The sequence below is a fragment of the Leclercia sp. LSNIH1 genome (assembly GCF_002902985.1).
Classification (GTDB): Bacteria; Pseudomonadota; Gammaproteobacteria; order Enterobacterales; family Enterobacteriaceae; genus Enterobacter.
Map to the genome: position 1 here is coordinate 3,748,863 of NZ_CP026167.1, position 15,781 is coordinate 3,764,643.

Here is a 15,781-nt window from a genome sequence, read left to right on the forward strand (position 1 = left end):
GCCTCCTCATCAGGGTAGGTGTTTCTGCTGACTCTGCTCGGACGTGCCGAAATGGGTAGTGTCCCCATGCCCGTGTTCGCCGCTGCCCTGCACGCGTTTAAGCTGAATGACCTCGCCGCGCTGCCAGGCATTGGCCCCTTCCGCTACCGGATGGGCCACGATGTCGGCACGCTGGGCTTTGATCTGCTGCGTATCGATCCCCAGACGACGATCGCGATCCGCCAGCAGCCGGGGATCGAGCTGTCCCTCGCCGGTAAAGCCCATCATCAGCGCAGGTATGCCGAGCGGCAGGGTCTTATCCCTGTCGGTGTGCCAGGTATGCCAGGTTTTGCCGTAGGTGTTGACGATTTTATTCATCAGCGCCTTGTCAGCGACCGCAGGCAGGCCAGGCGCCACCAGGCTGCCCGATTTCACTTCATACTGGTGGCTGTGCCAGAGCTTTTTCTCCTCCGGCGGCAGGCTGTTAAAGAGGCGTTCGCTGATGATGTACTCTACCCCCATCAGCCGGGCATCCTTTGTATTGCCGTCATAGATGACCGCCTGCATGACCTCTTCATTGAGTACCGTCACATAGTGATGCGCCTCCATCTGCCCGTTTTTATCCCCGTTGTAAAAATGAAAACCGTCAAGATAGGCACTGATAGCCTCCACCGGCGGTCGGGACTGGATCACCTGGGCACCCGTCTCCAGGGTACTGAGGGTAGTTGAGGTGGTTTTACCGGGAACAGGCACCTGCGGCGGGGTATTATTCGCTCCGCAGCCGACAAGCAGCAGAATGGCTGGAAGGATCTGAGGTAATGATTTCATTGGCACTCCCTTTCATTTGAACTCGTTATGAAGGTAGTGCAGATGTGGCAAGCCAGCCAGACCGTGCCGGAGGTCTGGCTAGGAGACGATCAGAAGTAATATTTAAAACGGAGGCGGCCACCGTAGCGGGCGTCGGTGTCGCCGTCACCCTCTTTCGGGTGAGCATCGATCCACGAGGCATAGGCTCCGAGATAAACATTGAAGTTTTTCATTTTCATTACGTCAGGGAACAGATACGACGCGTGAAGCGTATGGATATCGTAATCGCCCGGATGGGTGATCCAGCAGTCGCCATCGCAGTCGTCATTCAGCCCGGCAGCGCTGAATCTGTCGATCTCGTTATGGGCGTAGATATAGCCCAGCTCAATGTTCTTCCACAGACCATTCACCCCGGCGGTGAAATCAGTTTCGTCGCTGGCATCCATGTACGCGGTGTTGAGGTTGACCACCACGCCGTTATCCGGGTCGGTTTTTTGCCCGTTCCAGTTCATCGTCAGGCCATAGCCGGTGCGATCGGACTGATCGATCCAGTGACCTTCTGCATCCCGATAACCGTAAGCGTTGTTCACCAGGTTGCTCTCCATAGCCAGCGCCGTGGTGAAGCGCCCCTCTGACCAGGCGATAACCGGGCGCACGTAGGCCACGTTTTTATCGTTATCCAAGTCCATGCCATGGTACTGCTTATCGACAAACAGCGAGCTGCCGTTTTCCAGCAGGGTGTTGACCTCAAAATACCAATTACCGAGGTTTTTACTCAGCAGGAAGTTACCGCCGCTGTCGCTGCGCCCGCGCCCCTCTTTCATCATGTAGATGTAGCCATAACCGTCACTGTAGAGATCGTTCGCCGTGTTGCCGGAGTATTCGATAAAGGTGTCCTGGTTGAGGGGAAACATGTCGTAGGCTTCGAAACGCCCGACTTTGATTTTCCAGTCGTTCTCCTGGCCGAAGAAGAAAACCGCGTCATCCAGATTCATCTTGCCGGTAAGATCCGCCAGCGGCTGCGCCGAGAAACCGGCAAACTGGCCGTTGTCCATTCGCCGATAGCCGTCAAACCCCAGCAGGAGACGGCCATTGATATCCCAGCGCTCGTTGTTTGACGGGGCCCAGTCCTTATTGGCACTGGTGCGCATGGATGTCAGGCTGCCGCTGCGGCTGGCGGCGTCCATATTGAACTCCACATCGCCATAGAAGCGCAGATCGCCATAGCCTGACAGGGTTAACGTCGGCGCTGGAGACGTCGGGGGTTCAGCTGAGACCACATTCACCGCCGGAGTCTGTTGCGCCTGCGCTAAGCGCGCAATCTGGGCTTCGGCTTTTGCCAGACTGGCTTCCAGCCGGGCGATTTTCGCCTCCATGCTGTCCGTTTGGGTGGCCGCCAGCGTGGTCGCCGGAATAGAGGCGCTGATCAGCAGCGCAATATAATGAATACGCATAGATTCCATCCTGTGAGTTTATTGTTGATTCCACTGGTACATTAGGGCTTTGCAAATTTTCCGTTATTTAAATCCGTCACCACGGTATTCATTACCTGTTCATCGAGGCGGTAGAATTTAATTGCCAGCGCGGTCAACAGATAAAAGAGCGAGGGGATAAGGGTAAATAACCAGACAACCCCCTGCACCGCCTGAGGGGATTGCACTGCTGCGCTGGCTTGATATTCAAACCCGGCCAGAACCCAGCCCAGAATAGCGCCGCCGACAGCCACGCCTAATTTAATGACAAAAATATTGGCCGCGACATTCATGCCGGTAATTCGCCGCTGGGTTTTCCACTCGCCGTAATTATTGGCGTCGGTGATCATCGACCACTGCAGCGCGCCGTTTCCGCCCTGCACCGTCTGGATAAGAAAATGGGCCACCAGCGGAATTAGCCAGTATTGCACCGGCAACCAGAAGCAGACGATGCCCAGCCCGGCGTTGAGCAGGTTTATCCAGAATGAGAGTTTGATTTTGCAGAACCGGGAACCCAGCGGCTGCGCCAGCGCCGAGCCCAGCATTGAGGCGATCATCCCGCCCAGCATAAACAGCGAGATGATAGTAGAGCCCTGACGCAGCACGGTATTGACGTAATAGACCACCGCGCCGCCGCGGATCACCACCGCCACCAGCATCATAAAGTTGTAGATCGACAGAATGCGCCACTGCTCATTGCGAAACAGAATTTTGACGTCACGGACGACATTGAGGTTTTCTTCTTTGATGGGCTGAACGCGCTCTTTGGTGGTGGCGAAACAGATGATAAACATCAGGCAGCCAATCACCCCGAAAATGGCCATCGCCATCTGAATGCCGCTCGCGCGATCCTGAGGATAGAGATAATCCGCCAGCGGCAGAATGCAGGCGGTGCCCAGGGCGCCGCCCAATGGGGTGATGGCAAAACGCCAGGATTGCAAAGAGAGGTTTTCCCGCGGATCGGAAGTAAGTGCCGCGCCCAGCGAGCAGTAAGGAATATTGATGGCGGTATACATCAGGGTCATAAAGATATAGGCCGCCACGGCATAGACCACTTTACCGCTGTCAGAAAAGGATGGGATGGTATACCGCGAACGGGGCGCAGATCGCCAGAAGCCACGGACGAAAGCGTCCCCAGCGTGAGGAGGTGGCATCGGCAATCGCCCCCATTATCGGGTCGGTGATGGCATCCAGCAGCCTGACCAGTAAAAACATTGTCCCCATCACTGCGGGCGGCAGCCCGTAGATATCTGTATAGAAATAGGCGAGGATCGCCACTGAGGAGTCAAAGACGATATGGCTGGCCGCATCGCCGAGGCTGTAGCCTATTTTTTCTTTTACCGTTAATTTTTCCGTTGCCGACATTTCAGGTCTCTCCCTGTATTTTTCAGTCCTTTCGTTGTAGCTGCCGACATAATTTCCATATCCCTTCCAGAGCAATCTATTATGTTTTCTCGCTAAGAAGTTATGATTTTCCCTTTATGTGATCTGCGTGATTAGTGGTTATTTATGCGATAAATAAATCGCGCCACTACTATATTTCTGACACTGCTTCAGGAGGCTAAATACGCAACGGTAAATAGTCTGGTTTTGTGCAAAGTGTTACCTCCGACACGCGAAGTGACAAATATTCGTCTAAGGTTTTCAGGTGATTGATGGTAGCGGTCGCGCTGCCCAGAGAACCCAGGAGAACAACCATGATGAGACCTCAGCAGCAAACAGCATTGCGGCTGGCGATTGGCGGCATCCTGCTTGGGATAACTGCCTTTAGCTATGCGGAAGAACCGTCCGGCGCCCGGAAACAAGCCCCCGATATTCTGTTTGGCCCGCTGTTTAACGATGTGCAAACAGCCAAACTCTTCCCGGATCAAAAGACCTTCGCCGATGCAGTACCGAAAAACGATCCCCAGACGATCCTTGCCGACTATCACATGCAGCGTAAACAGTCCGGCTTTGACCTGCGCCACTTTGTAGAGGTGAACTTCACCCTGCCGACCGAGAAGGAAAAATATGTGCCGCCTGCCGGGCAGAGCCTGCGGGCGCACATTGATGGTCTGTGGCCGGTGCTGACGCGCACTACCTCCAGCGCCGGAAAGTGGGATTCCCTGCTGCCGCTGCCGAAGCCTTACGTAGTGCCGGGCGGACGTTTTCGCGAGATCTACTACTGGGACAGCTACTTCACCATGCTGGGGCTGGCCGAGAGCGGCCACTGGGACAAGGTCGCCAGTATGGTGGACAACTTCGCGTACGAACTGGACAGCTGGGGTCATATCCCTAACGGTAACCGCAGCTACTATCTGAGCCGCTCCCAGCCGCCCTTCTTTGCCCTGATGGTGGAGCTGCTGGCGACGCACGATAAAGAGGCACTGAAAAAATACCGTCCACAGATGGAAAAAGAGTACGCCTACTGGATGGAGGGGGTAGATGCCCTTCAGCCGGGCCAGGCCAGCCAGCGGGTGGTGAAGCTCGACGATGGCGCCGTGCTTAACCGTTACTGGGACGATCGCGATACGCCGCGCCCGGAATCGTGGCTGGATGATATCAACACCGCGAAAAAATACCCCAGCCGTCCGGCAACCGAGATCTACCGGGATCTGCGCTCCGCCGCCGCCTCCGGCTGGGACTTCAGCTCACGCTGGATGGACGATCCGCAGCAGCTGGGAACGATCCGCACCACCAGTATCGTGCCGGTGGATCTGAACGCCCTGATGTTCAAGATGGAGAAACTGCTGGCGAAGGCCAGCCAGGAGGGCGGTGACAGCGCCGCAGCCAGCCGTTACGAGGGCCTGGCCTCCGATCGTCAGAAAGCGATGGAGCGCTATCTGTGGAACGAGAAAGAGGGCTGGTACGCCGATTACGATTTGAAAACCAAACAGGTCCGTAATCAGCTGACCGCCGCGGCGCTCTTCCCGCTCTACGTCAAGGCCGCCTCGCAGGAACGCGCGGACAAAACCGCCTCTGCTGCCGAAGCCCAGTTGCTGAAAGCGGGGGGCATTTCGACCACCACCGTTAACAGCGGCCAACAGTGGGATGCCCCTAACGGCTGGGCGCCGTTGCAGTGGGTCGCCACCGAAGGATTGCAGAATTACGGGCAGGATAAAGTGGCGATGGATGTGACGTGGCGCTTCCTCACCAACGTGCAGCACACCTACGATCGCGATCAGAAGCTGGTAGAGAAATATGATGTTTCCACCACCGGCACTGGCGGCGGCGGCGGTGAATATCCGTTGCAGGATGGCTTCGGCTGGACTAACGGCGTGACGCTGAAAATGTTGGATCTGGTCTGTCCGCAGGCGAACCCGTGCGACAAAGTGCCCGCCACGCGACCCGCGGCCAATGAGGGTTCGGTAACTACCACCCCATCGACTACCGGCGCACAACCTGCGGCGAATGGCACATCCACCACCGGCGACCAGCCAGCGGCGACAAGCACCCCGTCGACAACTAACCCGTCAACGACCACCACAACGCCACCGGCTACCACCGACCAGCCAGCGGCTAACGATGAAACAGAAACGCAGAAAAGTGTCGGACAGCAGTAACCTCCAGGCCGGGTAAGGCGTATCCGCCACCCGGCATGCCGTCCAGGCTCTGCCCATAAAAAAACGGCTCTTAACAAGAGCCGTTTTATCGGTTTCAGGCGCGTCGTACCATCCTGTAGATAAGCAGTACCAGAATGGCACCCACCACAGCCACCAGAAAACTTTGCAGGTTAAATCCGGATACACTGCCACCGATGCCAAACATCGTCGCCAGCCAGCCGCCGACAACCGCACCGATGATCCCAAGGATACAGGTCACGATAAAGCCGCCGCCATCACGTCCCGGCATGATGAACTTTGCGATAACGCCAGCAATCAGACCAAATACAATCCAGGCGATGATACCCATAGTGTTGCCCTCTTGCAGAGTTAAGCTTGCGCAGGACACCCCCAGCGCAGGTAATAGTAAGTATAGGCAATCGACGGAAAACCAGTTTTACTACACCGACTTAATTGCGGCTCAGGCGAAAAAAATAATTGCCGGTTTGTATTAAGTTCCGCGGCCCGCTGCCGATAACGCATCCACAGACTGTCATCTAACGAGGAGCCCCGGGGCGTGAGTAATTACAGTGAGCAGTTCCTGAAAACTAATCCGCTGGCTGTATTGGGTGTAGTACGCGATCTGCAAAAAAATGACGTTCCCGTACGTATCAGCTGGGGGAACAACCAGTTCATCAGCAAAATCCTGGATGCTACCCCGGAACGACTGATCATGGATTTGGGCAGTCAGGAGTTTGAAAACCGCTCGGTGTTACGTGCGGAGAATATCACCGTGGCCGCCGATACCCAGGGGGCCAAAGTCGAGTTCGACCTGCCGAAGGTGGAACAGGGTGACTACCAGGCGCTGCCTGCTTTTATCTCGCCGCTGCCGACCTCCGTATGGTGCATTCAGCGCCGGGAGTACTTCCGCATCAATGCCCCGCTGCATCCGGCCTACTTCTGCAAAGCCCGAATGCCTGATAAGAGCATCATTCGTTTCCGCCTGCACGATCTGTCGCTGGGCGGCATGGGCGCGCTGATGGATACCGCGAAACCCGAAGGCCTGGTCGAGGGAATGCGTTTTTCGCAGATCGAGCTGGATATGGGGGGCTGGGGCCGCTTCTTTTTCGATGCGCAGCTGATTACCGTCAGCGAACGTAAAGTGGTGGACAGCAAAAACGAGACCATCACCACGCCGCGTCTGAGTTTCCGGTTTCTTAACGTCGGGCCGGGTCCTGAGCGAGAACTGCAGAAAATCATCTACTCGCTGGAGCGTGAAGCGCGGGAACGTGCCAATAAAGTGCGTTAATCGCCACCGGGCAGCGCGTGGCTGCCCGGCAACAGATTACATAGCGTCCATCGCTTTCTGCACTTTCCAGATATAGCGTGGGGCCTGCGGGGCGGGATGGTTATTGACGACATGATCAAAGAACTCGTCTTTATCCATGTCATTGATTTCGGCGATCGCCTTTTTACGATCCGACGAGAAGGTACGCAACAGCGCGCCCGCGCCGTTCACGTAGGAGACCACCAGCGCATACTGCATCACTTCCGGGTCCTCAATACCGTTCAGGATCCCGTGCTCCAGAATGCTCAGGTAGGCGGTACCCATAGAGATATTGCGTTCCGGGTTCTTCAGCTCGCTGGTGGAGGGTTGCCCGCTCCAGCCCATGTGCCGGTAGACCTCACGCCCGGCGGTGGAGGCTTTCAGCTGCATCAGACCCACCGCGTTTGATTTACTCACCAGGTTCGGGTTCCCACCCGACTCCACCGCAATGATGGCGGTGATCAGCCGTGGGCTGACTCCCCACGCCTCACCGGCTTTTTCACTGATCGGCATCCACTGCATCGCCCGTTTAACCGGGACTTCCGGGTTCCATTCCGGCTTCTGGTAATCCTGCTTTGAACTACAGCCTGCAAGTAGCACAATCAAAAAAGCAAACCATCTTAATTTCACGTCATCTGTCCTTATGGTCATTCATCGCTGTTACCCTATCCTCCGCTTGATGAAGGACGCGCTCAGGCGGCATGATATATACATTCAGCTTTATAAGTCAGCAAGGAAATGCCATGTCTCAGTTTCATCTCATTGCACCATCAGGGTACTGCATTAATCAGGAGGCGGCGCAGCGGGGCGTGGCGCGATTACTGGACGAGGGTCATCAGGTACAAAATCAGACGATTATACCCCGCCGCCAGCAGCGATTTGCTGGTACCGAGGCGGAGCGGCTGAATGATATCAACGCCCTCGCCCGTCTGCCGGGCGCCGACCAGATAGTGCTGCCGGTGCGCGGTGGATACGGCGCCAGCCGCCTGCTGGAACAGATTGACTGGGAGGGCCTGGCGAAACGCCAGCAGCAGGATCCCTTGCTGATCTGCGGCCACAGTGATTTCACCGTGATCCAGCTCGGCCTGCTGGCGCTGCACAACGTCATCACCTTCAGCGGCCCGATGCTGGCGGGCAATTTTGGCGCCCCGGAGCTGAACGCCTTTACGGTAGACCATTTCTGGCGGGCGCTCAGCAACAGTACCTACTCCGTTGAGTGGCCGGGGGATGGCCCGTCGTGCGTGTGCGAAGGCCAGCTGTGGGGCGGCAATCTGGCGATGGTCGTGTCACTTATCGGCACCCGCTGGCTGCCCGCCATTGAGAACGGCATCCTGGTGCTGGAGGATATTAATGAGCATCCGTTCCGCGTAGAACGGATGCTGCTCCAGCTGCATCACGCGGGTATTCTCAACCGTCAGCAGGCGATTGTGCTCGGCAGCTTCAGCGGCGCGACCCCTAACGATTACGATGCCGGATACGATCTGGCAACCATGGTCGATTACCTGCGTTCCCGGATATCGGTGCCGGTTATCAGCGGACTCGACTTCGGCCACGAGCAACGGACCGTTACCCTGCCGCTCGGTGCGCAGGCAACGCTGGTTCACACCCCCGGCAACAGTCGTTTAACCCTGAGCGGGCATCCGGTGCTCCGGGCATAAAAAAAGCCCCTTAAGCGGCGGATTAACGCCCTGTAAGGGGCGTTAATATGATAGGGTTTTACTTCTAGTCATCGCGTCAGGCAGGGAGTACGCACACATTGGATGCCGCAGCAATAATCAGTCTTTTTATCCTGGGTTCAGTTCTTGTAACCTGTAGTATTTTATTGAGTTCGTTTTCTTCGCGTCTCGGCATCCCCATTCTGGTTATTTTCCTCGCCATCGGCATGCTGGCGGGGGTTGATGGCATCGGGGGCATCCCCTTCGACAACTACCCGTTTGCGTACATGATCAGTAACCTCGCCCTGGCGGTGATCCTGCTGGATGGCGGGATGCGCACCCAGGCCAGTTCGTTTCGCGTGGCGCTGGGCCCGGCCCTGTCGCTGGCAACGGTCGGGGTGCTAATCACCTCCGGCCTCACCGGGATGATGGCGGCGTGGCTGTTCCACCTTGACCTCATGGAAGGGTTACTGATTGGCGCGATTGTCGGCTCTACCGATGCCGCGGCGGTCTTCTCCCTGCTGGGTGGCAAAGGGCTGAACGAACGTGTCGGCTCGACGCTGGAGATTGAATCCGGCAGTAACGATCCGATGGCGGTATTTCTCACCATCACCCTGATTGAGATGATCCAGCAGCATGAAACCGGCCTGAGCTGGATGTTCGCCTGGCACATCATTCAACAGTTTGGTCTGGGTATCCTCTTTGGCCTTGGCGGCGGCTATCTGCTGCAACAGATGATCAACCGCATCTCGCTCCCGGGCGGGCTCTATCCGCTGCTGGCGCTGAGCGGCGGGATTTTGATTTTTGCCCTTACCACGGCGCTGGACGGCAGCGGCATTCTGGCGGTCTATCTCTGCGGTTTCCTGCTCGGCAACCGTCCAATCCGCAACCGCTTTGGCATTCTGCAAAACTTCGATGGCCTTGCCTGGCTGGCACAGATTGGCATGTTCCTGGTGCTGGGGCTACTGGTGACGCCGTCGGATCTGCTGCCGATTGCCGTTCCGGCGCTGATGCTGTCACTGTGGATGATCTTCTTTGCCCGTCCGCTGTCGGTCTTCGCCGGGCTGCTGCCTTTCAGAGGCTTTAACCTGCGCGAGCGGGTGTTTATCAGCTGGGTGGGACTGCGCGGTGCGGTGCCGATCATCCTCGCGGTGTTCCCGATGATGGCTGGGCTCGATAATTCCCGTCTCTTCTTCAACGTGGCGTTCTTCGTAGTGCTGGTGTCGCTGCTGTTCCAGGGCACGTCGCTGTCGTGGGCGGCGAAAAAAGCGAAGGTGGTGATCCCACCGGTGGGCTGGCCGGTCTCCCGCGTGGGGCTGGATCTTCACCCTGAAAACCCCTGGGAGCAGTTTGTGTACCAGCTCAGCGCCGATAAGTGGTGCGTGGGCGCCTCGCTGCGCGACCTCCATATGCCCGCCGAGACGCGCATTGCCGCCCTCTTCCGCGATAATGCCCTGCTGCATCCGACCGGCAGCACCCGGCTGCGCGAGGGAGATATTCTCTGTGTGATTGGTCGCGAGCATGACCTTCCTGCCCTTGGCAAGCTCTTCAGCCAGTCGCCGCCGGTGGCACTGGATCAGCGCTTCTTCGGGGACTTTATTCTGGAAGCCAGCGCCAAATTTGCCGACGTGGCGATGATTTACGGTCTGGATGTCGGGCTGGAGTATCGCGATAACCAGCAGACCCTGGGCGAGATCGTGCAGAAGCAGCTCGGTGCCGCGCCGGTCGTGGGTGACCAGGTGGAGTTTGCCGGGATGATCTGGACGGTGGCGGAGAAAGAGGATAACGCGGTGCTGAGGGTGGGCGTGCGCGTGGCGGAGGATGCCGAAGAGTAGGCCGGTTTGCCGGGTGGCGGCTACGCCTTACCCGGCCTACGGGTTTTGTAGGCCCGGCAAGCGTCGCGCCGCCGGGCGATGTTACACAACGACGATCGGTACTCGTGGCGCTAACGCCGTTAACAGCTCATACCCGACGGTGCCCGCGGCGGCGGCGACATCGTCCACTTTCACCTCGTTGCCCCACAGCTCAACCGGCGTACCGATCCCCGCATGCGGGCACGGCGTCAGGTCAATCGCCAGCATATCCATCGACACCGTGCCGACCGTGCCGGTGCGCACGCCGTCCACCCATACCGGGGTACCGGAAGGGGCAACGCGTGGATAGCCGTCGGCATAACCCCCGGCGACGATGCCGATCCGCTGTTCGCCCGACGCACGATAGCGGCTGCCGTAACCCACGGTATCCCCCGCTTTCAGGGTCTGGACGCCAATGATCTCACTGCGCAGGGTCATCACCGGCTTCAGGCCGCTGTTGGCGATATCCTGCCACTGACCCGACGGCGAGGCGCCGTAGAGGATGATCCCCGGACGCACCCAGTCAAAATGCGCCTCCGGATGCCAGAGCGTTGCCGCCGAGTTGGAAAGCGAACGCGGACAGGCCAGACCTTCTGCTGCCTGCTCGATGCGCTTCATCGGTTCGACAATGCCCTCCGTCTTTTCCGCATCGGCAAAATGGGCCATCAGGGTCATTTCGCCGACGTTCTTCAGCGCCCGCAGCTGTTGCCAGACGCTGTGCACGCGCTCCGGCTGGAAACCGAGCCGGTTCATACCGCTGTTCATTTTCAGGTAGATATCGAGCGGGGCATGCAGCTTCGCATTCTGTAGCGCCTTGACCTGCCAGTTGCTGTGCACGCTGGTAGTCAGGCGGTACTTATCAAACAGCGGCAGTTCATCGCTGTGGAAGAAACCTTCGAGCATCAGAATCGGCCCTTTCCAGCCGCGCTCGCGCAGCAGGATCGCCTCTTCAAGGTTGAGCAGCGCAAAACCATCCGTGGCGCTTAACGCGCTCCAGATGCGGTCCAGACCGTGGCCGTAAGCATTGGCTTTGACCACGGTCCAGACGCGTGAAGCGGGCGCAGCGCGACGGACAATTTGCAGATTATCCTTCAGGGCCTGCAGATCCATCTGAGCCAGAACAGGACGGGACATGACGACTCCTTGTTAGTTATGCGCGCCGTGTAAATGTTGTGGACGTGACGGCGTGAATCCCGGACGGTAGCGCGCAACGCTTAAATCATCAAACGGAATAGCGGGTGTGCGCCCGGAGATCAAATCACTGAGTAGCTGCCCTGAACCGCAGGCCATTGTCCAGCCCAGCGTACCGTGTCCGGTGTTTAGCCACAGGTTTTTAAACGGTGTCCGCCCGACCACCGGGGTACCGTCCGGGGTCATTGGACGCAGCCCGGTCCAGAAGGTCGCATGTTCGATAAAGCCGCCGCGGGGGAAGAGATCGCCAACGACCATCTCCAGCGTTTCCCGACGCGGTTTCAGCAGCTCAGTGTTAAAGCCGACGATTTCCGCCATTCCTCCCACGCGGATCCGGTTGTCAAAACGGGTGATCGCGATTTTGTAGGTTTCATCAAGGATAGTTGAAACCGGGGCACCGCTCTCCTCTTTGACCGGGATAGTGAGCGAATAACCTTTCAGCGGGTAGACCGGAATGTCCACAATCCCTTTCAGCATGGCGGTAGAGTAAGAGCCAAAAGCCATCACGTAAGCGTCGGCCTTCACCACCTCGTCGCCACACAGCACGCCATAGATGTTATCCCCTTCGTAGAGAAGTTTATCGACACCGGTGTTGTAGCGGAATTTGACGCCGGCCTGCTCGGCCATCTGCGCCAGATTCTGGGTAAAGAGCTGGCAGTCGCCGGTCTCGTCATTGGGCAGACGCAGACCGCCGGTCAGCTTATGCGCGACCTCCGCCAGGGCCGGTTCCACCTGCGCCAGCTGGCTCGCTTCCAGCAGCTGATATGGGACGCCCGCATCCTTGAGTACAGCGATATCACGGGTGGCGTTTTCGTACTGCTGGGCGGTGCGGAATAGTTGCAGGGTGCCTCCCTGACGGCCTTCATACTGGATACCGGTGGCGGCACGCAGCGCTTTCAGGCAGTCGCGGCTGTACTCCGCCAGACGCACCATCCGTCCTTTGTTTTCCATGTAGTGCGAAGTGTCGCAGTTGCGCAGCATCTGCCACATCCACTTCAGCTGGAACTGAGTGCCGTCGAGACTGATCGCCAGCGGCGCATGGCGCTGGAACATCCACTTAATCGCCTTCAGCGGTACGCCCGGTGCCGCCCACGGCGCCGCATAGCCCGGAGAGATTTGTCCGGCGTTCGCCGCGCTGGTCTCCAGTGCCGGACCCGGTTCCCGATCGATGACGGTTACATCATGCCCGGCCTGACTTAAATACCAGGCGCTGGTCACACCAACGACGCCACTTCCCAGTATGACAACACGCATAGCCACTCCATTTATAAGCAAAAGAACAATCTTCTGGTTACATATTGATAACCCAGATGAAAATATTATTCAACATAGGCATTTTTTATGGTGACTTACCTCACACCTTCCCCCTATGACGGGGCTGTGGCGTATTTGGCATCTCATGCTGCGCGGCATTTTTAACCAGCAGATTATGCTGTTACCCACCCCCTTTTCGTCATGCCCGCGACGGGAAATCGCAAAGAAAAAAAATAGCGCACCAGCACGCTTTTGAATGGCGTGTTCTATGCTTGAAAAGAGGTTCTCCAGACAGAGAGAGCTACCAACAACGAGGGCGCGCTAATGGCTACTATTGATTCCATGAATAAGGACACCACTCGTCTGAGCGATGGACCCGACTGGACATTCGAGCTGCTGGACACCTATCTGGCGGAAATTGACCGGGTGGCAAAACTCTACCGTCTGGACGCCTATCCCCATCAAATCGAAGTGATCACCTCCGAACAGATGATGGACGCTTACTCCAGCGTCGGGATGCCCATTAACTATACCCACTGGTCGTTTGGTAAAAAATTCATTGAGACCGAACGGCTCTACAAGCACGGTCAGCAGGGGCTGGCCTATGAGATCGTCATTAACTCAAACCCCTGTATCGCCTACCTGATGGAAGAGAACACCATCACCATGCAGGCGCTGGTAATGGCGCACGCCTGCTACGGGCACAACTCGTTTTTCAAAAATAACTACCTGTTCCGCAGCTGGACCGACGCCAGCTCGATTGTCGATTACCTGATCTTCGCCCGAAACTACATCACCGAATGTGAAGAGCGCTACGGGGTGGAAGAGGTCGAGAAGCTGCTGGACTCCTGCCATGCGCTGATGAACTACGGCGTGGATCGCTACAAACGTCCGCAGAAGATCTCCTTGCAGGAGGAGAAAGCCCGGCAGAAAAGCCGTGAAGAGTATCTGCAAAGCCAGGTGAATACCCTGTGGCGTACCCTGCCGAAACGGGAAGAGGAGAAAGCGGTTCCCGAAGCACGCCGTTATCCCTCTGAGCCGCAGGAGAACCTGCTCTACTTTATGGAGAAGAACGCCCCGCTGCTGGAGCCGTGGCAGCGTGAGATCCTGCGCATCGTGCGCAAGGTGAGCCAGTACTTCTACCCGCAAAAGCAGACCCAGGTGATGAACGAGGGCTGGGCCACCTTCTGGCACTACACTATCCTCAATCACCTCTATGACGAAGGCAAAGTGACCGAACGCTTTATGCTGGAGTTCCTGCACAGCCACACCAACGTGGTGTTCCAGCCGCCCTATAACAGCCCCTGGTACAGCGGCATTAACCCCTATGCGCTGGGCTTTGCCATGTTCCAGGATATCAAGCGTATCTGCCAGAACCCGACGGACGAGGATAAATACTGGTTCCCGGATATCGCCGGTTCCGACTGGCTGGAGACGCTCCATTTTGCGATGCGCGACTTTAAAGATGAGAGCTTTATCAGCCAGTTCCTGTCGCCGAAGGTGATGCGTGATTTCCGCCTGTTTACGGTTCTGGATGACGATCACAACAACTATCTGGAAATTTCGGCTATCCACAATGAAGAGGGATACCGTGAGATCCGCTCCCGTCTCTCGGCCCAGTACAACTTAAGCAATCTGGAGCCGAATATTCAGGTCTGGAATGTGGATCTGCGCGGGGATCGCTCCCTGACGCTGCGCTATATCCCGCATAACCGCGCGCCGCTGGATAAAGGACGTAAAGAGGTGCTGAAGCACGTACATCGTCTGTGGGGCTTTGACATTCTGCTTGAACAGCAGAACGAAGATGGCAGCGTGGAGTTGCTGGAGCGCTGCCCACCTAAGGGTAATATCCTTTAGGCCGGTATCGCCTGTTTGCCGGGTGGCGTTCGCTTATCCGGCAAACATATATTGCGGATTTTGTTGGCCGGGTAAGGCTTAGCCGCCACCAGGCAAAAAAACCTCTCAGATGAGAGGTTTTTTATTTTATCGGCCGTGGATGGAGAGATCGCCCGGCAGGGTCTTCTGCATCCGATGCCAGATCTCGCCGCTGTCGCGACCGTAGCGACGCACGATGTCATACACCTGATCGTGCTGGCCTTCGGCACAGAGTTCGCTCAGCTTGTGATAGAAGCCCAGCGCGAGGCTGCGGGCTTCCGGATTGGCGAAGTAGTGACGACCGATGCGGGTATAGAGCCCTTTCATGCCGTTGAGGATCAGGCCGTAAATTGGGTTGCCGGAGGCAAACGCCAGCCCGCGGAAGACGTTGTAATCCAGCAGCGCAAAGGCGTCGGCGTGATCTTCCACCGCCGTAGCGCGGGCGAGCACCTCCTGCGCCTTATCCGGATGCTGGCGAAACGCCGTGCGGATAAAGATGGTAGCGATGTTGGTGCGCACGGAGAGCAGATTGTCGATCAGCTGCGGCACGCTCTCGTGATCGAGGCGCGCAAGCGTTTCAAGGATATTCAGACCCGACGTTTCCCAGAAGTTATTCACTTTGGTCGGTTTGCCGTGTTGGATCGTCAGCCAGCCGTCGCGTGCCAGTCGCTGCAACACTTCACGTAAGGTGGTACGTGTGACGCCAATCAGTTCAGAGAGTTCGCGTTCTGCGGGAAGAATCGAGCCTGGGGGGAAACGGTTGTTCCAGATGCTTTCGATAATATACTCTTCCGCGAAACCCGCCGGGCTTTGCGCCTTTATTACCATAGTGAGTTTTCCATTCCAC

Annotated in this window: 11 protein-coding genes and 3 pseudogenes; 5 read left to right on the forward strand and 9 right to left on the reverse strand. The window is 57.2% G+C overall.

Going from position 1 to position 15,781, the window contains the following annotated elements:
- Positions 1-9 precede the first annotated feature (9 nt).
- The 3 genes and pseudogenes from C2U54_RS18565 to C2U54_RS18575 all read right to left on the reverse strand — a co-directional run bounded on the left by C2U54_RS18565 (position 10) and on the right by C2U54_RS18575 (position 3,623).
- Positions 10-807 carry an OBAP family protein gene (locus C2U54_RS18565; RefSeq protein WP_103179993.1) on the reverse strand — a complete coding sequence of 266 codons (798 nt, stop codon included), beginning with the start codon at positions 805-807 and terminating at the stop codon, positions 10-12.
- Positions 808-896: 89 nt separating this feature from the next.
- Entirely contained in the window at positions 897-2,240 is a 1,344-nt protein-coding gene (locus tag C2U54_RS18570; RefSeq protein WP_103179994.1) for a carbohydrate porin, read from the reverse strand.
- A gap of 41 nt (positions 2,241-2,281) precedes the next feature.
- A pseudogene (locus tag C2U54_RS18575) lies at positions 2,282-3,623 on the reverse strand (glycoside-pentoside-hexuronide (GPH):cation symporter).
- Positions 3,624-3,955: 332 nt separating this feature from the next.
- Between C2U54_RS18575 and C2U54_RS18580 the strand changes: the two are divergent.
- Positions 3,956-5,800 carry an alpha,alpha-trehalase gene (locus tag C2U54_RS18580; protein WP_103179995.1) on the forward strand — a complete coding sequence of 615 codons (1,845 nt, stop codon included), beginning with the start codon at positions 3,956-3,958 and terminating at the stop codon, positions 5,798-5,800.
- A 94-nt stretch (positions 5,801-5,894) separates the two neighbouring features.
- On the opposite strand, the gene C2U54_RS18585 is transcribed toward C2U54_RS18580, so the two are convergent.
- On the reverse strand, positions 5,895-6,149 hold the full coding sequence (locus tag C2U54_RS18585; RefSeq protein WP_103179996.1) for a GlsB/YeaQ/YmgE family stress response membrane protein: 255 nt from the start codon (positions 6,147-6,149) through the stop codon (positions 5,895-5,897).
- 207 nt (positions 6,150-6,356) lie between these two features.
- Between C2U54_RS18585 and ycgR the strand changes: the two genes are divergently transcribed.
- On the forward strand, positions 6,357-7,088 hold the full coding sequence (gene ycgR, locus C2U54_RS18590) for a flagellar brake protein YcgR (protein ID WP_103179997.1): 732 nt from the start codon (positions 6,357-6,359) through the stop codon (positions 7,086-7,088).
- A 36-nt stretch (positions 7,089-7,124) separates the two neighbouring features.
- Here ycgR and emtA read toward each other — a convergent pair whose 3' ends face one another.
- The gene (gene emtA, locus C2U54_RS18595) at positions 7,125-7,736 is read right to left on the reverse strand and encodes a membrane-bound lytic murein transglycosylase EmtA (protein ID WP_103179998.1); all 612 of its coding nucleotides are present in this window, start codon (positions 7,734-7,736) and stop codon (positions 7,125-7,127) included.
- 113 nt (positions 7,737-7,849) lie between these two features.
- Here emtA and ldcA point away from each other — a divergent pair, with 113 nt between their 5' ends.
- Together ldcA and C2U54_RS18605 are read left to right on the forward strand one after the other, a co-directional pair.
- On the forward strand, positions 7,850-8,764 hold the full coding sequence (gene ldcA / locus C2U54_RS18600; protein ID WP_103179999.1) for a muramoyltetrapeptide carboxypeptidase: 915 nt from the start codon (positions 7,850-7,852) through the stop codon (positions 8,762-8,764).
- Positions 8,765-8,862: 98 nt separating this feature from the next.
- A pseudogene (locus tag C2U54_RS18605) lies at positions 8,863-10,530 on the forward strand (potassium/proton antiporter); the annotation flags it as partial.
- Here C2U54_RS18605 and C2U54_RS28125 read toward each other — a convergent pair.
- The 3 genes and pseudogenes from C2U54_RS28125 to C2U54_RS18615 form a co-directional block, all read right to left on the reverse strand.
- A pseudogene (locus C2U54_RS28125) lies at positions 10,528-10,584 on the reverse strand (hypothetical protein); the annotation flags it as partial. The pseudogenes C2U54_RS18605 and C2U54_RS28125 sit on opposite strands and share 3 nt — an antisense overlap.
- Before the next feature lie 93 nt (positions 10,585-10,677).
- Positions 10,678-11,748, reverse strand: a complete 1,071-nt coding sequence (dadX, locus tag C2U54_RS18610; RefSeq protein WP_103180001.1) for a catabolic alanine racemase DadX — start codon at positions 11,746-11,748, stop codon at positions 10,678-10,680.
- Positions 11,749-11,760: 12 nt separating this feature from the next.
- On the reverse strand, positions 11,761-13,059 hold the full coding sequence (locus C2U54_RS18615) for a D-amino acid dehydrogenase (RefSeq protein WP_103180002.1): 1,299 nt from the start codon (positions 13,057-13,059) through the stop codon (positions 11,761-11,763).
- Positions 13,060-13,383: 324 nt separating this feature from the next.
- Between C2U54_RS18615 and C2U54_RS18620 the strand changes: the two genes are divergently transcribed.
- On the forward strand, positions 13,384-14,916 hold the full coding sequence (locus tag C2U54_RS18620) for a SpoVR family protein (RefSeq protein WP_103180003.1): 1,533 nt from the start codon (positions 13,384-13,386) through the stop codon (positions 14,914-14,916).
- A gap of 126 nt (positions 14,917-15,042) precedes the next feature.
- On the opposite strand, the gene fadR is transcribed toward C2U54_RS18620, so the two are convergent.
- Positions 15,043-15,762, reverse strand: a complete 720-nt coding sequence (gene fadR, locus C2U54_RS18625; RefSeq protein WP_103180004.1) for a fatty acid metabolism transcriptional regulator FadR — start codon at positions 15,760-15,762, stop codon at positions 15,043-15,045.
- Positions 15,763-15,781 lie beyond the last annotated feature (19 nt).